At 55.1% G+C, this 22,487-nt stretch carries 17 protein-coding genes; 12 read left to right on the top strand and 5 right to left on the bottom strand.

Annotation, left to right across the window (positions count from 1 at the left end; all coding sequences use genetic code 11):
• The first annotated feature begins 28 nt into the window (after window positions 1-28).
• Window positions 29-1,129, top strand: a complete 1,101-nt coding sequence (gene rlmM / locus VRC33_RS18045) for a 23S rRNA (cytidine(2498)-2'-O)-methyltransferase RlmM (RefSeq protein ID WP_338564345.1) — start codon at window positions 29-31, stop codon at window positions 1,127-1,129.
• A gap of 25 nt (window positions 1,130-1,154) precedes the next feature.
• On the opposite strand, the gene xni is transcribed toward rlmM, so the two are convergent.
• The 3 genes from xni to queF all read right to left on the bottom strand — a co-directional run bounded on the left by xni (window position 1,155) and on the right by queF (window position 4,364).
• The gene (gene xni / locus VRC33_RS18040) at window positions 1,155-1,916 is read right to left on the bottom strand and encodes a flap endonuclease Xni (protein WP_338557831.1); all 762 of its coding nucleotides are present in this window, start codon (window positions 1,914-1,916) and stop codon (window positions 1,155-1,157) included.
• A gap of 46 nt (window positions 1,917-1,962) precedes the next feature.
• Window positions 1,963-3,327: a nucleotide 5'-monophosphate nucleosidase PpnN gene (gene ppnN, locus VRC33_RS18035; protein WP_338557826.1), complete on the bottom strand. Its 1,365-nt coding sequence runs from the start codon at window positions 3,325-3,327 to the stop codon at window positions 1,963-1,965.
• Between the two features lie 191 nt (window positions 3,328-3,518).
• Window positions 3,519-4,364, bottom strand: a complete 846-nt coding sequence (gene queF / locus VRC33_RS18030; protein WP_338557822.1) for an NADPH-dependent 7-cyano-7-deazaguanine reductase QueF — start codon at window positions 4,362-4,364, stop codon at window positions 3,519-3,521.
• 86 nt (window positions 4,365-4,450) lie between these two features.
• Here queF and syd point away from each other — a divergent pair, with 86 nt between their 5' ends.
• The 4 genes from syd (at window position 4,451) to VRC33_RS18010 (ending at window position 7,154) form a co-directional block, all read left to right on the top strand.
• Window positions 4,451-5,014 carry a SecY-interacting protein gene (syd, locus tag VRC33_RS18025; RefSeq protein ID WP_338557817.1) on the top strand — a complete coding sequence of 188 codons (564 nt, stop codon included), beginning with the start codon at window positions 4,451-4,453 and terminating at the stop codon, window positions 5,012-5,014.
• Between the two features lie 563 nt (window positions 5,015-5,577).
• Window positions 5,578-5,904, top strand: a complete 327-nt coding sequence (locus VRC33_RS18020; protein WP_338557811.1) for a YqcC family protein — start codon at window positions 5,578-5,580, stop codon at window positions 5,902-5,904.
• Window positions 5,904-6,683 carry a tRNA pseudouridine(65) synthase TruC gene (gene truC, locus VRC33_RS18015; RefSeq protein ID WP_338557805.1) on the top strand — a complete coding sequence of 260 codons (780 nt, stop codon included), beginning with the start codon at window positions 5,904-5,906 and terminating at the stop codon, window positions 6,681-6,683. The genes VRC33_RS18020 and truC overlap by 1 nt, the downstream gene beginning before the upstream one ends.
• 21 nt (window positions 6,684-6,704) lie before the next feature.
• Window positions 6,705-7,154 (top strand): flavodoxin, encoded by a 450-nt coding sequence (locus tag VRC33_RS18010; RefSeq protein ID WP_338557801.1) that lies wholly within the window; start codon window positions 6,705-6,707, stop codon window positions 7,152-7,154.
• Between the two features lie 185 nt (window positions 7,155-7,339).
• Here the strand turns inward: VRC33_RS18010 and garD are convergent, their stop codons facing one another.
• The gene (gene garD / locus VRC33_RS18005; protein WP_338576802.1) at window positions 7,340-8,899 is read right to left on the bottom strand and encodes a galactarate dehydratase; all 1,560 of its coding nucleotides are present in this window, start codon (window positions 8,897-8,899) and stop codon (window positions 7,340-7,342) included.
• 520 nt (window positions 8,900-9,419) lie between these two features.
• Between garD and VRC33_RS18000 the strand changes: the two genes are divergently transcribed.
• The 6 genes from VRC33_RS18000 to VRC33_RS17975 all read left to right on the top strand — a co-directional run bounded on the left by VRC33_RS18000 (window position 9,420) and on the right by VRC33_RS17975 (window position 16,402).
• Entirely contained in the window at window positions 9,420-10,763 is a 1,344-nt protein-coding gene (locus VRC33_RS18000) for an MFS transporter (protein WP_338557798.1), read from the top strand.
• Window positions 10,764-10,772: 9 nt separating this feature from the next.
• Window positions 10,773-12,110, top strand: coding sequence for an enolase C-terminal domain-like protein (locus VRC33_RS17995; RefSeq protein ID WP_338557794.1), 1,338 nt, complete (start codon window positions 10,773-10,775; stop codon window positions 12,108-12,110).
• 26 nt (window positions 12,111-12,136) lie between these two features.
• The gene (gene gudD / locus VRC33_RS17990; RefSeq protein ID WP_338557790.1) at window positions 12,137-13,477 is read left to right on the top strand and encodes a glucarate dehydratase; all 1,341 of its coding nucleotides are present in this window, start codon (window positions 12,137-12,139) and stop codon (window positions 13,475-13,477) included.
• 22 nt (window positions 13,478-13,499) lie between these two features.
• Entirely contained in the window at window positions 13,500-14,297 is a 798-nt protein-coding gene (gene garL, locus VRC33_RS17985) for a 2-dehydro-3-deoxyglucarate aldolase (protein ID WP_338564343.1), read from the top strand.
• Entirely contained in the window at window positions 14,294-15,178 is an 885-nt protein-coding gene (garR, locus tag VRC33_RS17980; protein WP_338557786.1) for a 2-hydroxy-3-oxopropionate reductase, read from the top strand. The genes garL and garR overlap by 4 nt, the downstream gene beginning before the upstream one ends.
• Before the next feature lie 75 nt (window positions 15,179-15,253).
• Window positions 15,254-16,402: a glycerate kinase gene (locus VRC33_RS17975; protein ID WP_338557784.1), complete on the top strand. Its 1,149-nt coding sequence runs from the start codon at window positions 15,254-15,256 to the stop codon at window positions 16,400-16,402.
• Window positions 16,403-16,595: 193 nt separating this feature from the next.
• Here VRC33_RS17975 and barA read toward each other — a convergent pair whose 3' ends face one another.
• Complete coding sequence (gene barA, locus VRC33_RS17970) at window positions 16,596-19,322, bottom strand: two-component sensor histidine kinase BarA (protein WP_338557781.1); 2,727 nt, start codon at window positions 19,320-19,322, stop codon at window positions 16,596-16,598.
• A gap of 845 nt (window positions 19,323-20,167) precedes the next feature.
• Here barA and relA point away from each other — a divergent pair.
• Window positions 20,168-22,396 (top strand): GTP diphosphokinase, encoded by a 2,229-nt coding sequence (relA, locus tag VRC33_RS17965; RefSeq protein ID WP_338557779.1) that lies wholly within the window; start codon window positions 20,168-20,170, stop codon window positions 22,394-22,396.
• Window positions 22,397-22,487: the final 91 nt, after the last annotated feature.

Raw genomic sequence — 22,487 nt, 5'->3', positions numbered from 1 at the left:
GCTGCGTCTGAAAAAAGGGCAGAACGCCATGAATAAAGTATTACTCTATTGCCGCCAGGGATTTGAGAAAGAGTGTGCGGCAGAGATTACCGCTAAAGCCGCAGCCCGCGAAGTGTTCGGGTTTGCGCGCGTTAAAGAGGACTCAGGCTATGTGCTTTTTGAGTGCTATCAGGCGGAAGAAGCGGAGAAGCTGATCGCTGAGCTGCCTTTCAGCGAGTTGATTTTCTCACGCCAGATGATCGTGGTGGGCGAACTACTGCGCGATCTTCCACAGGAAGACCGCGTAACGCCGGTAACGGGCATGCTGACCGGCTTCGTTGAGAAGGGCGGCGAGCTGCGTGTTGAAGTACCGGACACCAACGAGAGCAAAGAGCTGCTTAAGTTCTGCCGAAAATTCACCGTGCCGCTGCGGTCAAGCCTGCGCTCGGCAGGTATTCTGCTGAAATACGAGACTAACAAGCGTCCTGTGGTGCATGTGTTCTTTATTGCGCCGGGCTACTGCTACGTTGGCTACTCTCTGCCGCAGAACAACTCGCCGTTCTTTATGGGCATTCCCCGCCTGAAATTTCCTTCCGATGCGCCAAGCCGCTCAACGCTTAAACTGGAAGAGGCATTCCATGTCTTTATTCCTGCGGAGGAGTGGGATGAGCGTCTGGGCAGCGGCATGTTTGCCGTCGATCTGGGAGCCTGTCCGGGAGGATGGACGTATCAGCTGGTGCAACGCAGCATGATGGTTCACGCCGTGGACAATGGCCCTATGGCCCCAAGCCTGATGGATACCGGGCAGGTTTTCCACCACCGTGAAGATGGCTTTAAATACCGTCCTACGCGCAGCAATATCTACTGGGTAGTCTGCGATATGGTAGAAAAACCGGTAAGGGTGGCAAACCTGATGGCAGACTGGCTGGTGAATGGCTGGGCACGAGAGGCGATCTTTAACCTCAAGCTGCCGATGAAAAAGCGTTATGAGGAAGTGTCGCAGAACCTGGCGATGATTGATGAAAAGCTCAAGGCTAACGGCATCAATGCTCAGATTCAGGCGCGCCAGCTCTACCACGATCGTGAGGAAGTCACGGTGCACATCCGCCGGATCTGGAGTGCAACGCCAGGACGCCGCGACGAACGCTAGTCAGCCGCTTAAACCGGGTATGCCTTCAGGGACGATCGGGCAGCCTTAACTCCCTGAGGTTGCCCTCCAGCAGCAGGTCTGTCTTCAGCGTGGCGACCTGCCTGCAAATCTGCGCCATCTCCCGATGCTCGCTGAGCTTCTTCTGCCACTTCGGTGGCACCGCAGCGAGCTGCTGATAAATGGCCTCAAGCGAGCCAAATTCCTGCAGTAATTCTGCCGCGCTTTTGGCGCCAATTCCGGCAACGCCGGGAATTTTACTGCTGCTAATCCCCGCCAGCCCCCAGTAATCCGTCAGTTGTGATGGCTTAACGCCAAATTCGGCCTCAATAAAGGGCATATCCAGCCAGCGTTTCTGAAAGTAGTCGCGGATTTGAATCGACGGTGCCAGTAGCTGGCAGTAACCCTTATCGGTAGAGACGATGGTAGCCTGGTGGCCACCAGCGGCCACTTTGGCGGCCAGCGTTGCGGCAAGATCGTCCGCTTCTTCTCCGGCTGCCTGCCAGCAGGCCACGCCAGCCGCTTCAAACGCGGTCCGCAGCAACGGCATTTCGTCATGCAGATTCTCCGGCATCGGCGAGCGCCCCGCTTTGTAACCCGGTAACAGTTGATGTCGCCAGCCTTCGTGGCGTTCATCATCGTCAAAGACCGCCACGGCATGAGTGGGGGTACTGTGGCGGATGAGTTGCTGGAGCGCGTGGACGCAGGTTTCCTGGCAGGGGGAACCCTGCACAGCGTGGATACGGCGGATCAGATTGAGGGCATCAACAATCAGTAAATGAATAGTCATAATTACCACGAAAGCGGAGCGACACGGGAGCCGCTCCGGCTGAAGATTATTTTATGATTTCGTAGCAGGGGATGTAAGCCGTTCCCGGCAGCTTCATACGGTGTTGAGCCACAAATCCCTGTAACAAGTCATCCATGCGGCGCATTATTTCCGGATCGCCGTGCAGTTTGTATGGACCTTTCTCTTTGATCGCTTTGATCCCCACATCCTTAACATTACCGGCGACAATACCTGAGAAGGCCCGGCGCAGCGAGGCAGCCAGCTTTTCGGCAGGCTGGTCAGGATGAAGATTAAGGTTTGCCATATTTTCGTGAGTGGGCATAAACGGCACCTGCAGATCCTTATCGATGCGAATCGACCAGTTGAAACTGTAGGCATCGCCGGTTTCACGCCGGTACTCTTTCACCTGAGGCATGGCTTTTTTCATCTGGCGCGCCACTTCCGCTGCATCATCAATAATGATGGTGTAGTGCTGGCGTGCAGCTTCACCCAGCGTGCTGACGATGAACTCATCCAGCACATGGAAATAGTCGGCGCTCTCTTTGGGGCCGGTCAGGATTAGCGGCAACACCTGATCCTGATTGTGCGGACTCATCAGAATGCCCAGCAGGTAGAGCAGTTCTTCAGCCGTACCCACACCGCCAGGGAAGATAATGATGCCGTGCGCGATACGCACAAAGGCTTCCAGGCGCTTTTCGATATCCGGCATGATGATCAGTTCATTGACCAGCGGATTAGGCGGCTCAGCAGCGATGATCGACGGCTCTGTCAGCCCGATAAACCGGCCTTCTTTATACCGTTGCTGCGCGTGGCCTACGGCAGCGCCTTTCATTGGTGCTTCCATAACGCCTGGCCCGCATCCTGTGCAGATGTTCAGCTCACGCAGGCCAAGTTGCGATCCAACGTTGCGGCAATACTGATATTCCACAGCATTGATTGAGTGACCGCCCCAGCACACTACGGTGTTCGGCTCTTCACCAATGTGCAGCGCACGGGCGTTACGCAGAATGGAGAATACCAGGTTGCTGATATGTACGGAGTCTTCGATGTTCAGGTGCTGAAAGCGCCCGGCACTGTCAATCTGGCCGTTAACAAACAGAATATCGCGCAGCACCGCAAACAGGTTGGCCTGCAGGGAGCGAATGATCCGGCCATCAACAAAAGCTTCTTCCGGCGGATTAATCAGCTCCAGCTTTACGCCACGCTCACGGCGCAGCACGTTGATAGCAAAATTTTCAAAGCGGGAGAGCAGTTCCTGGCTACTGTCGGTCTGACTTCCGGAGTTAAGTACGGCAAGAGAACAGTTGCGAAACAGCTGGTAAAGGTCGCTGCTGGCGGTCTGCTTCAGCATATCGACTTCCAGTTGAGACAGCAGGTCCATTGAGCCTAAGGGGCTGACATGTGTAATCAAATTAACTCCTTTACACCCATCCGGGTGGTAGTCACTCCTGGGCAGGCCCGCTGCGGGGCAACTTACCTGCCGGGGAGAGGAAATTCCCTGGGCCAGGTGGTTACCTGCGCCCACACCAGAGTAGCCTTGTCTGCGGGGATTTAACAAGGCCTCCCGCTTTGCTTATGCGGCGTGACGCGCAAAAGAGGGGATTACTGACGGACGAGGCGGGAATGGCCAGGTCTGAAATTACCGTTGCTGCGCCAGGGATTAATATCCAGCCCTCCCCGACGAGTGTAGCGCGCATAAACGCTCAACTGCTCTGGCTTACAGAAGCGCAGGATGTCGTTGAAGATACGCTCCACGCACTGCTCATGGAATTCGTTGTGGTGGCGGAAAGAGACCAGATAACGTAGCAGAGCTTCCCGCTGGATGCGCGGGCCACGGTAGCTAATCTGTACGGAGCCCCAGTCCGGCTGATTGGTGATCAGGCAGTTGGATTTCAACAGGTGGCTGACCAACTGCTCTTCCACAATTTCAGCCTGTGTGGCATTTTCCAGATAATCGGTAGTGAACTGGTAGTTATCGATTTCGATATCCTGTTCATCAATGCAGTAACCGGCAAAATGGCCAATCGGCTGGCCTTCCACTTCCTGAAGCCGGAACAGCGCAACGCTGACTTCACCCTGGGCACAGGCGCTGAGGTCGCGCTCCAGCGTGGCCCGGACATCGCCCCAGTCAGTGAATTTCGTCTGGTTAAAACTGTTGAGATAAAGCTTAAAGCTTTTGGATTCAATCAGATTATGGCTGTTCGCATTCAGGGTAACTTCACCGACAGCGACCTGAGGCAACCCTTTTTCATTCAGCCATGAGAGCTCGTAGAGCGTCCAGATATCGCCGCCGTGAAAAGGCAGGTTATCAGGAAAAAGCCCCAGCGGTTCCCGGTTCATGCTGCGCGGAACGGCTTGCAGTAAAGAGGGTTGATACTTATCGTGGTACTCTGTGGGTTTTCCCAGTGTCAGGTCAGTTAATGCCTGATGCGGATCCTTCGAAGACATCGTAATTACCTTATGGCCTGCAATGGCCGACAGTACATAGTGCAGATAGCCCTAGTGTAACTCAGGCTACAGAGAGTGAAAAAAGAATGATTGAAGAAACCACCCGTGCATTGACGGATTTTACCCAAAAATATTGTGACGACTGGATCCGCGAATGCGGCCACCCCCCGGCCAGCCGCGAGCTGCTCGGTGTCCCGTCCCCCTGCGTACAGGAAAGTGGGGAGGACGAGGTCTTCTGGCTGCCACAACCTTTCACCCTTGCGCAAAACCTGGAAGCGGTAGAGCGTGCGATCGAATTTCGTATCCAGCCCTCTGTCGTAGCCTGGTACAGCACGCAGTTCGCTGGCGATATGACAGCAACCTTTGGTGGCCAGGCCTGTACGCTGCTGCAAACGTGGAGTGAGGAAGACTTTCTACGCGTACAGGAAAATCTCATTGGTCATCTGGTGATGAAACGCCGGTTAAAACAGTCGCCAACTCTGTTTATCGCCACCACAGAATCTGAACTGGAAGTGATTTCGGTCTGCAATTTAAGCGGAGAAGTGGTTCTGGAGCAGTTGGGTACAAAAAAACGCACCGTGCTGGCACCAGACCTTGAACAATTTATCGGTGAGCTTCAGGTATCGCTGCCGGTAGAGTACAGACGCTGATATCGCTGTGAGAGATGTCGTACAAAAGCTGTAGGAGATCGCCAGAAAGTAACCTTTAATAAGATAAGGTTATTTTTATGCTCTTTTTAAAATCAATAAGTTGCATACAGAGAATCCGCTTTGCTGGCTTTTAAGACTCACTTTTCAGTCTTCGCCATATTGTTTGCTTATGATAATCCTGCAGAATACCTGCATCGGAACGGATTCTGTGGCTTATGGAATGAGTCAGGACACCTCGGGACGAGGATGCAGGGAAAGTCTTCAGGATGAAGATCAGGGATGTCTCAGGATGAGATAAGGGACACCTCCAGGATGGAGAAAGACAGCCGTCATTGAAGACAGCGAGCAGGACGCCAGGGACAACACCAGTAAGGTGATTTGAAGGGAAAACTCCAGGACAAAGTTATCACGGACGAGCAGGGAGCATAAGCGTGGCGGGATAGCTGCAAACGAACCGGGAGCACTGTTTATACAGTGCTCCTTTTTTTATGCATACTTTTCCCAGGACCGCGTGCCGGTGGTATGCTTGCGGACTTTTGAAAACGGCATAACGGGGATTTTCAATGAGCCGCGAAACACAGGTTTTGCATCGCCTTCAGGCGATTGAACAACAAGTCAGGAAGGCAGGGCTGTGGCAGTCCTGCGCACCAGACAGCGAAGCGTTTAACAGCCAGGAACCGTTCTGCATGAATACCCTGGCCCCGCTGGAATGGCTGCAGTGGGTCTTCCTGCCCCGAATGCAGGCCTTGCTGGATGCGGGTGCGCCCTTGCCGGTAAAGCTGGCCATCGCCCCCTATTATGAAATCGCGCTTGAAGCGGACCTGCCCGGACGCGAGCCCTTGCTGCAGGCCCTGAAGCAGTTTGACGATCTGTTTGAGCATGACAATTAATGCTGGAAATTATTTATCAGGACCAGTGGCTGATAGCCGTCAATAAACCTGCCGGATGGCTGGTGCACCGTAGCTGGCTCGATCGCCATGAAACCGTCTTTGTGATGCAAACGCTGCGCGATCAGATTGGCCAGCATGTTTTTACCGTGCATCGTCTCGATCGCCCCACTTCAGGCGTGCTGCTGCTGGCCTTATCAAGCGAAGTTGCCCGGCTGCTGTCGCAGCAGTTTGAACAGCATGCTCTGCAAAAAACCTATCATGCGGTGGTCAGGGGCTGGCTGGAAGGGGAAGATACCCTGGACTATGCGCTGACCGAGGAGCTGGATAAGATCGCTGATAAATTCAGCAATCCGGAAAAAGCGGCACAACCTGCGGTAACGCACTGGAAAGCCCTGGCCAAAGCTGAACTGCCGGTGGCGGTAAGTCGCTATGAAAGTTCACGTTTCAGTCTGGTTGAGCTGAAGCCCGAAACCGGCCGTAAACACCAGTTGCGCAGGCACCTGCGCCATCTTCGCCATCCTATTATTGGCGACAGCGCCCACGGCGATCTCAAGCAGAACCGCAGTGCAGCAGCCCATTTCGGCATGAAGCGCCTGATGCTCCATGCCAGCGAACTGACCCTGTCGCATCCCATGACTGGCGAACCTTTAACGCTGCGGGCCGGCCTGGATCCGATCTGGCAGGGCTGTATGACGACCTTTGGCTGGGAGCAGTCTCTCCCTGATATTCCCAGGGTTGAGTTTGTCGCGGCGAACCCTCAGGATAGGGCTTCAGATTAAGCGCCAGGAATGGAGAAAAGCATGGCTCAGGTGGGAATTTTTGTTGGCACCGTTTACGGAAACGCGCTGTTAGTGGCAGAAGAGGCAGAGCCTTTACTGGCCGATCTGGGGCACCAGGTCAAAATCTTCGAAGATCCAACGCTGGATGACTGGCAACGCTATGCTGACCAGGTGGCTCTGATCATCACCTCCACGACCGGGCAGGGCGATTTACCGGACAGCATCGCGCCGCTGTTTCATGCCATTAAGGATAAGCTCGGCCACCAGCCAGCGCTGCATTACGGCGTGATTGCGCTGGGCGACAGTAGCTATGATGATTTTTGTGGCGGAGGCAAAAAGTTTGATGCCCTGCTTCAGGAGCACAGCGCGCAACGGATTGGCGAGGTATTGATGATTGATGCTGCCGAAAACCCGGAGCCTGAAGAGATCGCGTCTCCCTGGGTAGAGGAGTGGGCTAAGAATCTCAGCTGAGCGCGTCGCTTTTTCCGTCGGCAGGCGCAGCGCTGGCTCGAGGTGGTTTCATTCATTCAGCCAGTTTGCTGAACAGGCAGGCGCGATCTGGTCTCAGCCTGTTTGCTGGTTTAGCGATGGCACGAGCGCATCTCAGCATTATGCTTGCTTCTGAGGTGCGCTCGCCTGGCGGTGACAGGTGAGGATCAGGTTACCGGGGCAGGATTAAAAACAGCCAGCGCATTGTGGATGCCCCAGCGATCTGACCAGGTCTGCTTCTCTCCGCTGGCAATGTCCAGAATCAGTTCAAACAACCTCCAGCCAACCTGTTCGATACTCTCTTCACCGGTAGCGATGGTGCCCGCATTGATATCCATCAGATCGTGCCAGCGGTCAGCCAGCGCGTTACGGGTTGCCATCTTAATCACCGGAATGGCGGCCAGGCCATAAGGTGTTCCCCGTCCCGTGGTGAAAACCTGGAGCGTAATCCCGGAAGCCATTTGCTGCGTACCGCAGACAAAATCACTGGCCGGAGTAGCGGCATAAATCAGCCCGCGTTTTGTGGGACGCTGGCCCGGAGAGAGCACTTCAACAATCGCGCTGCGGCCTGATTTGGCTATTGAACCCAGTGCTTTTTCCACCACGTTAGCCAGACCCCCCTTTTTGTTGCCGGGCGAAGGATTGGCGCTGCGGTCCGTTTTCCCCATGTTCAGGTAATCATCATACCAGGCCATTTCTTCCAGCAGGCGTTTTCCCACGGCTTCGCTGGCAACGCGAGGCGTAAGCAAATGCACGGCATCACGCACCTCGGTGACTTCAGAAAACATCACCGTTGCCCCACAGCGTACCAGCAGATCGGAAGCAAAGCCCACTGCCGGGTTTGCCGTCACGCCGGAAAAAGCATCACTGCCCCCGCACTGCATACCCACAATAAGTTCGGCAGCCGGTACGGTTTCGCGCTGGCGCTGGTTCAGACGCTGCAAATGCCTTTCCGCAACCTGCAGGATATCGCTGACCATCGATTCAAAACCGACGTGCTTCTCATCCTGAAGCCGTACGACATCTTCTTCGCCAAGAGAGATAGTCTGCACATCAGGTGTGCCTTCAAGTAAGCGTTCCGGCTGAAGCTTTTCGCAGCCAAGCCCGACCACCATCACCTCTCCGCCAAAATTCGCGTTCAGCGCCAGATTGTGGATGGTGCGAATGGGCACCACGGCGGCGGGTGCGTTGATCGCCACGCCACAGCCATACAAATGATTCAGCGCCACAACGCCATCGACGTTCGGGTACTTCGGTAACAGCTCGCGCTCAATAATCCGCACCACGTAATCAACCACGCCTGCCACGCAGTGAACGCTGGTGGTAATGGCGAGCAGATTACGGGTGCCAACGCTGCCATCGGCATTGCGGTAACCCTTGAAGGTATACCCTTCCAGCGGGGGTAAATCTGGCGGGATATTGCTGGCAAGTGGCAGGCTGGAAAGCTCCGGGGCTTCGGGTAGCACAACCAGAGATTCATCAATCCAGCTACCGCGTAAAATATCACGCAGTGCATAACCAATAACTTCACCATAGCGAACAATATCTTCGCCTTTCGCAATATCACTGAGGGCAACTTTATGCCCCTGAGGGATATGTTCTTTTAATACCAGTCCGCACGGAAATTCGGTTCCCGCCACCAGACCATTATTATTAACCACAATGGCCACGTTATCGTTTTCATGCACTTTTATATAAAGAGCTGGGTCGTTCACGGGTTTGTTCATTGCTCGACAAGTCCTGAAAGTGGGAATGAAAAGGCATTTTGGCGCTGCCTGAGAAATGATGAGTCCGGCTGTGGGTAATAAGTATTCTGCTGCGGACCAGTATAAAAGCCCGCTTCAGGAAAAACATTATGCAGATGTCTGACATAGTGCGCCGTTAAGCCGCTTGTTTTAAGGCATACGTACAGATATCAGTGAGAACGCTCACAAAGGCAAGGGGTAACGCACCGGACTGTGATGGCCTCCGCAGAACGGTGATGTTCCGTGAGCCAGAGCGCAGGCGGTTGTGCATACGCCATAAGAATGCGTGTTATTAAGTTATTTTCCAGGGCTGATGACCGATGTGTTCTGCCCGCGCTGTTCCTATAATTTTTACCGAACAGAACGATAATGTTTCCACGCTGCCTGTTAAGTCTTCTGCAAAATAATCGCTGTGTTTAACTTAACGTCATTCTGATACCCAACGCGATGTGTATGCATTTCAGAGTGAGTTTGCCTGACCGCAATATTTCAGGAGTGCATCATGAATTCAATCAGCAGTACTGTGAGCGACGTGCAAAAAAGAACTAAAGCTCGCTACTGGATAGTGGTGATGTTATTTATCGTCACCTCTTTCAACTACGGGGACCGCGCCACCATAGCGATTGCCGGTTCTGCAATGTCCAAAGATATTGGCCTGGATGCGGTAGGGTTGGGCTATATCTTCTCCGCGTTCTCCTGGGCCTATGTGATTGGCCAAATTCCCGGCGGCTGGCTGTTGGACCGCTTCGGATCCAAACGTGTCTACTTCTGGAGTATTTTCCTCTGGTCGCTGTTTACGCTGCTGCAGGGTTTTGTGGATGTGTTCAGCGGCGCAGCCGTTATCGTCACGCTGTTTATGCTGCGCTTTATGGTCGGGCTGGCAGAAGCGCCCTCTTTCCCGGGTAACAGTCGCATTGTCGCCGCCTGGTTCCCCGCGCAGGAGCGTGGTACTGCGGTGGCTATCTTTAACTCCGCACAGTATTTCGCCACGGTTATCTTCGCGCCAATTATGGGCTGGCTGGTATCGGAAGTGGGCTGGGCTCACGTGTTCTGGTTTATGGGCGGGCTGGGGATCATCATCAGCTTTATCTGGCTGAAAGTGATCCACGATCCCAACGATCATCCGGGCGTGAACAAAGCTGAACTGGAATACATGGAACAGGGCGGCGCGCTGATCAACATGGATCAGAAGAAATCAGAGCGAAAAGTCAGCTGGGCTGAGAAAAAATTCCAGATCAAACAGTTAGTCACGTCACGAATGATGCTGGGGATCTATCTGGGGCAGTACTGCATCAACGCTTTAACCTACTTCTTTATTACCTGGTTCCCGGTTTATCTGGTTCAGGCCAGGGGGATGTCCATTCTCAAGGCGGGCATCATCGCCTCTGTTCCGGCGATCTGCGGCTTCCTCGGCGGCGTGCTGGGCGGGATTATCTCTGACTGGCTGATGCGTAAAACCGGCTCACTGAATATCGCCCGTAAAACCCCGATCGTACTGGGTATGCTGCTCTCCATCTCTATGGTGTTCTGTAATTACACCGAAACCGAATGGGTGGTGGTGTTCTTTATGGCGCTGGCGTTCTTCGGCAAAGGCGTGGGTGCGCTGGGCTGGGCAGTCATGGCCGATACCGCACCGAAAGAGATCAGTGGGCTGAGCGGGGGACTGTTCAATATGTTCGGCAACATCTCCGGCATCGTAACGCCTATCGCCATCGGCTACATCATCGCCTCCACGGGCTCCTATAACGGCGCGCTGATTTATGTCGGTATCCATGCCTTTGTAGCCGTGCTCAGCTACCTGGTGCTGGTTAAAGATATCAAACGCATTGAACTGAAACATCTGTAAGGACGAGATATGACGACGCAAAGCAGTCCGGTCATTACTGATATGAAAGTTATCCCTGTGGCAGGCCATGACAGCATGTTGCTGAATATTGGCGGCGCACATGGTGCCTACTTCACCCGGAACATTGTTGTGCTGACCGACAGCGCCGGGCATACCGGCGTGGGGGAAGCGCCGGGCGGCGAGACCATTTATCAGACGCTGATGGATGCCATCCCTCAGGTTAAAGGTCGGGAAGTGGCGAGGATGAACCGCCTGGTGCAGGAAGTGCACCAGGGGAATCAGTCCGCCGACTTCGATACTTTTGGTAAAGGGGCCTGGACGTTTGAGCTGCGGGTTAATGCAGTGGCCGCACTGGAAGCCGCGCTGCTGGATCTGCTCGGCCAGTGTCTGAATGTGCCGGTAGCGGAACTGCTGGGGCCGGGTAAACAGCGCGATGAAGTCACCGTGCTGGGCTACCTGTTTTATATCGGCGACCGTGAAAAAACCGATCTTCCTTACCTGACGGGTGAGAAGGCCGGGCACGACTGGTATCACCTGCGCCATCAGAAAGCGATGGACAGTGCTGCCGTGGTTCGCCTGGCGGAAGCCGCCCAGGATAAATATGGCTTCAAAGACTTCAAGCTCAAAGGCGGCGTTCTGCCCGGCGAGCAGGAGATTGAGGCCATCAGGGAGATGAAGAAGCGATTCCCTGACGCCAGGATAACCGTCGATCCCAACGGGGCCTGGTTGCTGGATGAAGCCATCGCACTGTGCAAAGACATGCAGGGCATTCTGACCTATGCCGAAGACCCCTGTGGCGCAGAGCAGGGCTATTCAGGCCGCGAAGTGATGGCCGAATTCCGGCGCGCGACTGGCCTGCCCGTGGCGACCAATATGATCGCCACTAACTGGCGCGAGATGAATCATGCAGTGATGCTTAATGCTGTCGATATCCCGCTGGCAGACCCGCATTTCTGGACCCTCAGTGGCGCTGTTCGTGTGGCGCAACTCTGTGACGACTGGGGGCTGACCTGGGGCTGTCACTCCAACAATCACTTCGATATTTCTCTGGCGATGTTCACCCACGTTGGCGCAGCGGCACCGGGTAAACCCACCGCGATTGATACGCACTGGATCTGGCAGGAAGGCGATCAGCGTCTGACCAAAAATCCGCTGCAAATCCGTAACGGCAAAATTGCCGTGCCGGATGCGCCAGGCCTGGGTGTCGAGCTGGACTGGGCACAGATTGAAAAAGCCCACGCGCTCTATAAATCGCTGCCGGGTGGCTCCCGTAATGACGCCGCTTCAATGCAATACCTGGTCCCCGGCTGGACTTTCGATCGTAAACGCCCGGCCTTTGGACGCTGAACCCTAATCCGGTAGAAGGAAGACGTATGACTTCGATTACAGGCACCCCCGTAGTGACGGAAATGCAGGTTATCCCTGTGGCTGGTCACGACAGCATGTTGCTTAATCTCAGCGGTGCCCATGCGCCGTTTTTCACCCGCAACATTGTCATCATCAAAGACAATTCCGGGCATACCGGCGTCGGTGAAATTCCCGGCGGCGAAAAAATTCGCAAGACGCTGGAAGAGGCGGCTTCGCTGATTACCGGCCATGGGCTGGGCGAGTATAAAAACCTGCTGAGCCTGGTTCGCCAGACATTTGCTGACCGCGACGCAACTGGCCGGGGAAACCAGACCTTTGATTTACGCACCACTATTCATGTCGTCACCGGCATTGAAGCGGCGCTGCTGGATCTGCTGGGCCAGCATCTGGGTGTGAACGTGGCATCGCTGCTGGGCGATGGCCAACAGCGCGATCGGGTCGAGATGCTGGGCTACCTGTTTTACGTTGGCGACCGTCGCAAGACGGATTTGCCCTATCAGAGCCAGCCGGATGAAAGCTGCGACTGGTATCGCCTGCGCCATGAAGAGGCGTTAACACCTGATGCGGTAGTCCGCCTGGCTGAAGCTGCTTACGAAAAATATGGTTTTAACGACTTCAAACTCAAAGGCGGCGTGCTGGCGGGCAGTGAAGAAGCCGAAGCGGTCACTGCCCTGCATAAACGTTTCCCGGAAGCCCGAATTACCCTGGATCCTAACGGTGCCTGGTCGCTGAACGAAGCCATCGGGCTGGGCAAACAGCTGAAAGGCGTGCTCGCTTACGCTGAGGATCCCTGTGGTGCAGAGCAGGGATATTCTGGCCGTGAAGTGATGGCCGAATTCCGCCGGGCGACCGGCCTGCCTACCGCGACCAATATGATTGCCACTGACTGGCGACAGATGGGCCATACTTTGTCTTTGCAATCGGTCGATATCCCGCTGGCCGACCCGCACTTCTGGACCATGCAGGGCTCTGTCCGCGTGGCGCAGATGTGCCATGACTTTGGCCTCACCTGGGGTTCACACTCCAATAACCATTTCGATATTTCGCTGGCGATGTTCACCCATGTGGCCGCCGCTGCGCCTGGCAAAATCACCGCCATTGATACCCACTGGATCTGGCAGGAAGGCAATCAGGGGCTGAGCCGTGAACCGCTGCAAATCAAAGGTGGCATGGTACAGGTTCCGCAGACGCCGGGACTGGGTGTGGAGCTGGATATGGACAAAGTGATGCGGGCCCACGAGCTCTATCTTAAGCACGGACTGGGCGCGCGCGATGATGCGCAGGCCATGCAGTTCCTGATCCCGAACTGGACTTTTGATAACAAACGCCCCTGCCTGGTGCGCTGATTCTACTTCACAGGAGTTTATGATGAGCTATCTGAATAACCCCAACAGCTTTCGTCAGCGCCTGCTGGCCGGAGAAACGTTGATTGGCAGCTGGTGCGCCCTGGCTAACCCGCTGACCACCGAAGTCCTGGGACTGGCAGGCTTTGACTGGCTGGTGCTGGACGGCGAGCACGCCCCTAATGACATCACCACTTTTGTGCCGCAGCTGATGGCACTGAAAGGCAGCGTCAGCGCGCCGGTCGTTCGTCCACCCACCAATGAGCCGGTGATCATCAAGCGCCTGCTGGACATTGGCTTCTCGAATTTCCTGGTGCCTTTCGTAGAGACCGAAGCAGAAGCGATCCGCGCGGTGGCTTCAACCCGTTATCCTCCTGCGGGCATCCGCGGGGTGTCCGTTTCACATCGCAGCAACATGTACGGCACGGTCCCTGACTACAACAACACCGTTAACGACAACATCACGGTGTTGGTGCAGATCGAAACGCAGCAGGGCGTCGACAATATTGATGCCATAGCCGCTGTTGATGGTGTGGACGGGATATTTGTCGGGCCAGGCGATTTGTCTGCGGCCCTGGGCTATCTCGGCCAGCCCGCCCATCCGGAAGTGCTCAAAGTGATCAAATACCTGTTCGAGCGGGCAAAAGCCGCAGGAAAACCCAGCGGTATTCTGGCTCCGGTGGAAGCCGATGCCCGTCGCTATCTGGAGTGGGGTGCCGGATTTGTTGCCGTCGGCAGCGATCTGGGCGTTTTCCGGGGTGCCACTCAGGCACTGTGCGACCGCTTCAAAAATAACCCACCTGAACTGGAGAATTTAAAATGAAAATTGGCTTTATTGGTCTGGGCATCATGGGCAAACCCATGAGCAAAAATCTGGTTAAAGCGGGTTACACCCTGATTGTGCGCGATCACAATCAGGAAAACGAAGCCGAGCTGGTCAGCGTGGGTGCCACGGTTGCGGGCAGTGCAAAAGAGGTGGCGGAGCAGAGTGATGTGATCATCACCATGCTGCCTAACTCCCCCCAGGTAAAAGAGGCATTGCTGGGTGAGAACAGCGTGATTCAGGGCGCGAAGCCTGGCACCATCGTGATTGATATGAGTTCCATCGCCCCCCTGGCCAGCCGCGAAATTCATGATGAGCTGGCGAAGAAAGATATCGCCCTGCTGGATGCCCCGGTCAGCGGCGGGGAGCCTAAAGCTATCGAAGGCACGCTGTCGGTGATGGTGGGCGGTGATAAAGAGTTGTTTGATAAGTGTTTCGACATCATGAAAGCGATGGCCGGATCGGTGGTCCATACCGGTGACATCGGTGCCGGTAACGTGACCAAGCTGGCGAATCAGGTCATTGTGGCGCTGAACATTGCCGCGATGTCAGAAGCGCTGACCCTGGCAACCAAAGCCGGCGTCAATCCCGACCTGGTTTATCAGGCTATCCGTGGCGGGCTGGCGGGCAGCACGGTGCTGGATGCCAAAGCGCCAATGGTGATGGATCGTAATTTCAAACCGGGCTTCCGCATCGATCTGCATATCAAAGATTTAGCTAACGCGCTGGACACCTCACACGGTGTGGGTGCGCAGTTGCCACTAACGGCGGCGGTGATGGAGATGATGCAGGCACTGCGAGCCGATGGGCTGGGCACGGCCGACCACAGCGCGCTGGCTTGCTATTATGAGAAGTTAGCGCAGGTGGAAATCCGCAAATAGCTTTGTGTTCCGGCTTGTCCGCAGGCCGGCATCTGCACATTTGGTTGAGGCCAGATCAACGCGCCGGGATACCGTATGAAAATAGTAATCGCACCGGATTCATATAAAGAGAGCCTGTCGGCTCAGCAGGTCGCCACACAGATCGAGCTGGGATTTCGCGAGATTTTTCCCGACGCGCACTACGTCAAGCTGCCGGTGGCAGATGGCGGAGAGGGAACTGTTGAAGCGATGGTGGCGGCTACCGATGGCAAAATTGTCAGGCTTGATGTCACCGGCCCGCTGGGCGACACCGTTAACGCCTTTTATGGCCTGTCAGGCGATGAAAGCTGTGCCTATATCGAAATGGCGGCAGCCAGCGGACTGGAACTGGTGCCTGCTGCACAGCGCGATCCTTTGATCACCACCTCTTACGGCACCGGAGAACTGATCCGTAATGCCCTGGATAAAGGTGTGGAGCATTTCATCATCGGTATTGGCGGCAGCGCCACCAACGATGGCGGCTCAGGGATGGTTCAGGCGCTGGGCGCTCAACTGCTGAATAAAGAAGGCAGGCAGATTGGCTATGGCGGTGGACAATTGCCAGAATTGGCCAGCATTGATATGAGCCAGTTCGATCCGCGTATTAAACACTGTCGCTTTGAAGTGGCCTGTGATGTGACCAATCCACTGCTGGGCGAGGAGGGGGCTTCTGCGGTATTCGGGCCGCAAAAAGGGGCTACTGCTGAGCTGGTTAAGCAACTTGATAATGCGCTGGCCCACTATGCTGAAGTGATCCGTCGCGATCTGGATATTGATGTGCTTTCGATCGCCGGTGGCGGAGCGGCTGGCGGTATGGGCGTGGCTTTACATGCTTTTTGCCAGGCTGAACTGCGTCGGGGGATTGAGATTGTCACGGAGGCGCTGGGGCTGGACGAACTGGTCAAAGATGCGACGCTGGTTATTACCGGCGAAGGCCGGATTGACAGTCAGACCATTCACGGCAAAGTGCCGATTGGCGTGGCTAAAGTGGCTAAGCGCTACAACAAACCGGTTATTGGCATTGCTGGCAGCCTGACAAAGGATGTGGGGGTGGTGCATCAGCACGGTCTGGATGCGGTGTTCAGCGTGCTTTATACCATCTGCACGCTGGAAGAGGCGCTGGATAACGCCGCAGAAAATGTTCGCCTCAGCGCGCGCAATATTGCTGCAACCCTGGCGATGGGGCAATCTCTCCACTCTTCCTGAAGGCTGGCCTGTTCTTCGCCGCTCTCCCGGCGGCGAAGCGCCCGGTTTGTGACCGCTCAGGATCTCTGGCCAGCCAAAAACATCCGCATTATTCGTCAGCATCCTTAGCGGATTAACGGCAGTCAGCCACGTTGCCGGATAACCTGCCATCTTCCACATCGCCGGATTCTCATCCATCAACAGCCGGTGTCCGTTATAACTCCAGCCTGATTTTTGCCAGTTTCGCGACGTTTTCCATCTCGTCCAGCAGCTCAAACAGCTCCGGCTCGACGGCAGCAATGCTGTTCTCACTGCGCAGCCCCTGCTCCAGTTGCTGGCAAAGCTGCTTCAGCCTTGGCACGCCGCTGTAACTGGCGCTGCCGTGCAGTTTGTGAATAATATCGCGCAGCGCCAGGGTATTACCGGAAGCGATGTGGCTCTCCACCAGCGTATGCACTTCCGGCAGGAAGTCGACCAGCATCTGCAGCAGGTCCCGCGCCAGGTCTGGCTTGTTCGCCGCCTGACGCAGCGCCAGTTGCCAGTCCAGCGAGGCCGGGACATCCTGTAGTTTTGCCGCTACCGCCTGCAAGCCCGGCGTGTAGCGCGCCAGCAGATGACGCAGGCGGGTCTCGTCAATTGGCTTGGCGAGATAGTCGGTCATTCCCGCTTTGATCAGGTGCTCCCGCTCGCCATCCAGCGCATGAGCCGTTACCGCTACTATCGGGGTGGCGTTATGCTGCGGGTAGGTACGGATAATCTCGCTGGCGCGGATGCCGTCGATATCCGGCATCTGGATATCCATCAGAATAATATCCAGCTCACGGGCCTTTGCCTGCTGAATTGCCGCCTGACCGCTGTCGCACAGAACAATACTGTCCACCTGCTCTTCCAGCAGGGCACCAATCAGTTTGAGATTCGCCGGATTATCATCCACGGCCATCACCGTCAGGGGCAGCCGGTGATGAGCCGGGCGATAATCTGTCTCACGCGTGTGGTTTTCAATCAGCACCGGTAACAGGCGGGTGAGGCTGACCGGTTTGATCAGGCAGGCACTGACACCGCGTGACTTCAACTCTTCCGCATAAATCTGCATCTGGCAGGGGAGCGCCATAATCAGGCTGTCTGCCCGCTTAAGCGCTGGCAGCAGCAGTTCGGAAGATATCTCCTGGTCGGTGGCTTTGGTGACCGGCAGGCCCATCAGCAGCGCGTCATAATGCTGTTCTGGTAATCCATCCAGCGTGGTGCTGTAGCTGACATCCATCTGCGTCGCGCCCAGCATCTCCAGCGTGGCTTTCGCCGCACCGCTGTTTGCCTCCACATAAGCCAGGCGTTTGCCCGTGAGGCACTCTGCCGCCAGTGGATAGCTGGCCGCATTGGGGTTCAGGGACAGATTGACGTTGAACCAGAAAGTTGAACCTTCGTTCAGGCGGCTGTGAAGGGATATTTCTCCCCCCATTTCATTGACCAGTTTCTGGGTGATGACCAGCCCCAAACCGGTGCCACCGTGACGGCGGGAGATGCTGGCATCCGCCTGACGGAAAGCCTGAAAAAGCTGTGACTGCTGCTTGCCGGAGATACCAATGCCGGTGTCGTGGATCTGCACCTCCAGATTGACGCGATTGGTACTCAGCGAACGCATCTCAATACGCACATCAATATTGCCGCGTTCGGTAAATTTGATCGCATTGCCCAGCAGGTTAATGATGATTTGCTGAATACGTAGCGGATCGCCAATCGCATTATCCGGCACGTCCGGCTGGATACAGAGCGTCAGTTCAAGCCCTTTTTCATGTGCGGACTGGGCCAGCAACACGGCCACTTCATCCAGCGTGGCACGAAGCGGGAAGGGAATGTTTTCCAGCACCAGCTTGCCCGCTTCCAGCTTGGAGAAGTCCAGTACGTCGTTGATGATGCTTAACAGATTGTTGGCCGACCGTTCGATGGTATGCAGGTAGTCGCGTTGAGTAATATTCAGTGAGGTCTTCAGCGTCTGACGGGTAAAGCCAATGACCCCGTTCAGCGGCGTGCGCAGCTCGTGGGACATATTGGCAAGGAATTCGGATTTAATCCTGGCGGCTTCCTGCGCGCGTTTTTTGGCTAAATCCAGCTCTACGTTCTGGATCTCCATCTGCTCAAGAGTTTCGCGCAGGTCGGAAGTCGCCTGATCGATATTCTGCTGCATCTCTTCGTGGTAGGCCGTTAACGACATCGCCATCGAGTTGATGCCGTTTTTGAGCATGTCCAGCTCGCCCAGCATATGGCCGGTGACCCGGCTGTCGAGCTGGCCTCGCCGGATGCGGTCAACCGTGCTGACCATATCCCGGATGGGGCCGGTCACATCACGCATCAGGCGGTAAGCAAATACCATCGCCAGACAGAGACAGAACAGCAGCAGCAGAGTGGAAATAAAGACTTCTTTATACTGCTGCAACCGGACGGATTGCAGATCTAATTCTATCGCCACATAGCCCAGCGGATTGCCATTGGGTTTGGCATCTTCCCCCGGCGACTCATCCGGATAATAGCTTTCGGAAACAATCGGCGTGCGCAGGATCACCGAATTGCCTTCGCGTTGATAGGTGAAGGAGACAGGCAGTTTCTGGCCCGTCGGCATCTGCAGTTTTTCGGCGTTGATATGATAGTTCGAGGTGACGAAAAGCTGGTTCTGCGCATCAAAAATAGAGATGGAGCGCACAATATCAGAGTGGCGGCGGTGCAGGAGACTGACCAGCTGGCGAACCGACTCTTTGCTGTGGAAAGTCATGCCATATTCACTGGAGACGGCCAGAGGTTCAATGATATTGGCGCCGGCATCCACCAGCTGGCGTTGCAGTTCGTTATAGCGGTGCACGATAAAAAAGGTGCTCAGCATCAGTCCAATCATCAGCGTGGGAGCCAGAATCAAAATCATCATACGCGCCCGCAGGCTGTATTTGGTCATAATCTTCCTGTAACGAATCGCTCTGTGGCGCGGGTCGAAATAATGCGGGTGCTGATGCAGACCACGCAGATTGACGGGTTGCTGACACCCTGACTACTTTTGGGGAGTTCCGGATTACGGCGCAATTCTACCCTGCAAAACGGCGCATGACGACCCGGCTTTTATCGCTCCCTTGCCCTGTATTGAAGCCCGAACTTAATGCGTTGCCCCCGATCAGCATTCGTTACTGTTTATAAAACAGGCAGTTGTCAGTTGGGGCAGGATAAGCAGATCCTGACCCTTCAAGGCTGGCTGCTGATATTATGCTACTTGCCTTTTAATTTCTGAGAAGAGAAAAAACTGGAACGCTTTTCGCATAAGCATCAGTTGAAATTATATTTTAATCGCCGAATCTGTTTTTCAGCCTGTAAAGCTTCACACTTTTATTAAGAAAATGCGTAGAAAAATGTAACAGGTGCGGAGGCAATAACGCATTAACGTTAAAGGATGCGTATAATGCCGCTCTGAATAATCTTAATAACGCAGCGTTTTTCCGACACGGCTTTGCGCAAGGCGTTGCGTGGCAGACTTTGCTGCATAAGGGTTTAACAAGGTGTTACTGGATTCGGCCCGCGCCGGGGCCGCAGGAGTAATGGCTCAGGCTGGTAAACTTGCACCAAAACGCGTGGTCTATCTTTCCTGTAACCCGACTACACTTGCCCAGGACAGTCAGAAACGTCTGACATCCGGCTACCAATTGGAAAGGGTAATGCTGCCTGATGTGTTTCGCATTTCAGGCTCGTGGGATCCAGGGTGTTATTTAGCCGAAAACGGGCTTCCTGAAGGGAGCCGAGCCAGGAGAGGATATGGTTGCGGTAAGAAGTGCACATTTGAATACGGCTGGCGAGTTTGCTCTCGACCAATGGATCACCAGTTTGGGGATCTCAAACCAGCAGTCATGTGAACGTCTGGCCGCGACCTGGCGCTACTGTGAGGAAGCGACCAGGGACCACCCTGACGCCGCGCTTTTGCTGTGGCGAGGGGTGGAGATGGTCGAAATCCTCTCAATGCTCAGCATGGACAGCGAAAGTCTGCGTGCCGCCCTGCTTTTCCCGCTGGCTAATGCCAACGTGGTCTCCGAAGCGGTTCTGGAAGAGCAATATGGCAAAGCCATCGTCTCGCTGGTTCATGGCGTGCGCGATATGGATGCCATACGCCAGCTGAAAGCCACGCACAATGACTCTATGGCCTCCGAACAGGTCGATAACGTTCGCCGTATGCTGCTGGCAATGGTGGAAGATTTCCGCTGTGTGGTGATCAAGCTGGCCGAGCGTATTGCTCACCTGCGTGAAGTGAAAGACGCGCCGGAAGATGAGCGCGTTCTGGCGGCCAAAGAGTGTACCAATATCTATGCTCCGCTGGCCAACCGCCTGGGGATTGGTCAGCTCAAGTGGGAGCTGGAAGATTTCTGCTTCCGCTATCTGCACCCTGATGAATACAAACATATTGCAAAATTGCTGCATGAGCGGCGTATCGATCGTGAACAGTACATCGATACCTTTGTGCAATCGCTGCGCACCGAAATTGTCAAAGAGGGCGTTAAGGCCGAGGTGTATGGCCGTCCCAAGCATATCTACAGCATCTGGCGCAAAATGCAGAAGAAGGCACTGACCTTTGATGAGCTGTTTGACGTGCGTGCCGTGCGTATCGTTGCCGAGCGTCTGCAGGATTGCTACGGTGCCCTGGGCATTGTGCATACGCTTTATCGCCATCTGCCCAGCGAATTCGATGACTACGTCGCCAACCCCAAACCCAATGGTTATCAGTCGATCCACACGGTGGTGCTGGGGCCAAAAGGGAAAACCGTAGAGATTCAAATCCGTACCCGCCAGATGCATGAAGATGCCGAACTGGGCGTAGCCGCGCACTGGAAATACAAAGAGGGCGGACCCACAGGCAGCGCGCGGGGTGCTTCAGGCCATGAAGAGCGGATTGCCTGGCTGCGTAAGCTGATTGCCTGGCAGGAAGAGATGGCGGATTCCGGCGACATGCTGGATGAAGTGCGTAGCCAGGTGTTCGATGACCGGGTTTATGTCTTTACGCCAAAAGGCGATGTGGTTGACCTGCCAGCCGGTTCCACGCCGCTGGATTTTGCCTATCACATTCACAGTGATATCGGACACCGCTGCATCGGCGCCAAAATTGGTGGCCGTATTGTGCCCTTTACCTATCAGCTGCAAATGGGCGACCAGATCGACATCATTACCCAGAAGCAGCCAAACCCAAGCCGCGACTGGCTGAACCCGAATCTGGGCTACGTGAATACCAGCCGGGGTCGCTCGAAAATCAACGCCTGGTTCCGCAAGCAGGATCGCGACAAAAATATCGTTGCCGGGCGTCAGATCCTCGACAGTGAGCTGGATCATCTGGATATCAGCCTCAGGGAAGCGGAGAAATTGCTGCTGCCGCGCTACAACGTCAATACGCTGGAAGAGTTGCTGGCGTCTATTGGCGGCGGGGACATTCGTCTGAATCAGATGAGCAACTTCCTGCAGTCGAAGCTTAACAAGCCGAGTGCAGAAGAAGAAGATCGAGAGGCATTACGCCAGCTGACGCAGAAGTCTGCCGCACCCCGCAGCAAAGAGAGTGGCCGCGTGGTGGTCGAGGGCGTAGGCAATCTGATGCACCATATCGCCCGCTGCTGCCAGCCGATACCGGGCGACGAAATCGTTGGATTTATCACCCAGGGACGCGGTATTTCCATCCACCGTGCGGACTGCGATCAGCTTACCGAGCTGATGTCACATGCGCCGGAACGTATTGTGGATGCGGTCTGGGGCGAGAGTTATTCCAGCGGCTATTCGCTGGTGGTGCGGGTGACGGCCAACGATCGCAGCGGTTTGCTGCGCGACATCACCACCATTCTGGCCAACGAAAAAGTCAACGTGCTTGGCGTCTCCAGCCGGAGCGACACCAAAAAGCAGTTGGCCACCATTGATATGGATATTGAGATCTACAATCAGCAGGTGCTGGGCAGGGTGATAGCGAGGCTGAATCAGGTGCCGGACATCATCGATGCCAGACGTTTACACTAGTTCACTTAAAGGCCGCGAGAGCGGCCTTTAAAACAATTCTGCATGAGTACCGATATCTATTATTTCTCAAATTTATTGTGCAGTTCTTATA

Source organism: Erwinia sp. E_sp_B01_1 (assembly GCF_036865545.1).
Classification (GTDB): Bacteria; Pseudomonadota; Gammaproteobacteria; order Enterobacterales; family Enterobacteriaceae; genus Erwinia.
Note: the sequence above shows the minus strand (reverse complement) of the source record. Positions and strands in the feature narration are given on the sequence as shown.

Bases quoted from the DNA above. Each gene is read 5' to 3' on its own strand.
- rlmM (WP_338564345.1), top strand. From the start codon at position 29: ATGAATAAAGTATTACTCTATTGCCGCCAGGGATTTGAGAAAGAGTGT.
- xni (WP_338557831.1), bottom strand. From the start codon at position 1,916: ATGACTATTCATTTACTGATTGTTGATGCCCTCAATCTGATCCGCCGT.
- queF (WP_338557822.1), bottom strand. From the start codon at position 4,364: ATGTCTTCGAAGGATCCGCATCAGGCATTAACTGACCTGACACTGGGA.
- syd (WP_338557817.1), top strand. From the start codon at position 4,451: ATGATTGAAGAAACCACCCGTGCATTGACGGATTTTACCCAAAAATAT.
- VRC33_RS18020 (WP_338557811.1), top strand. From the start codon at position 5,578: ATGAGCCGCGAAACACAGGTTTTGCATCGCCTTCAGGCGATTGAACAA.
- truC (WP_338557805.1), top strand. From the start codon at position 5,904: ATGCTGGAAATTATTTATCAGGACCAGTGGCTGATAGCCGTCAATAAA.
- VRC33_RS18010 (WP_338557801.1), top strand. From the start codon at position 6,705: ATGGCTCAGGTGGGAATTTTTGTTGGCACCGTTTACGGAAACGCGCTG.
- garD (WP_338576802.1), bottom strand. From the start codon at position 8,899: ATGAACAAACCCGTGAACGACCCAGCTCTTTATATAAAAGTGCATGAA.
- VRC33_RS18000 (WP_338557798.1), top strand. From the start codon at position 9,420: ATGAATTCAATCAGCAGTACTGTGAGCGACGTGCAAAAAAGAACTAAA.
- VRC33_RS17995 (WP_338557794.1), top strand. From the start codon at position 10,773: ATGACGACGCAAAGCAGTCCGGTCATTACTGATATGAAAGTTATCCCT.
- gudD (WP_338557790.1), top strand. From the start codon at position 12,137: ATGACTTCGATTACAGGCACCCCCGTAGTGACGGAAATGCAGGTTATC.
- garL (WP_338564343.1), top strand. From the start codon at position 13,500: ATGAGCTATCTGAATAACCCCAACAGCTTTCGTCAGCGCCTGCTGGCC.
- garR (WP_338557786.1), top strand. From the start codon at position 14,294: ATGAAAATTGGCTTTATTGGTCTGGGCATCATGGGCAAACCCATGAGC.
- VRC33_RS17975 (WP_338557784.1), top strand. From the start codon at position 15,254: ATGAAAATAGTAATCGCACCGGATTCATATAAAGAGAGCCTGTCGGCT.
- barA (WP_338557781.1), bottom strand. From the start codon at position 19,322: ATGACCAAATACAGCCTGCGGGCGCGTATGATGATTTTGATTCTGGCT.
- relA (WP_338557779.1), top strand. From the start codon at position 20,168: ATGGTTGCGGTAAGAAGTGCACATTTGAATACGGCTGGCGAGTTTGCT.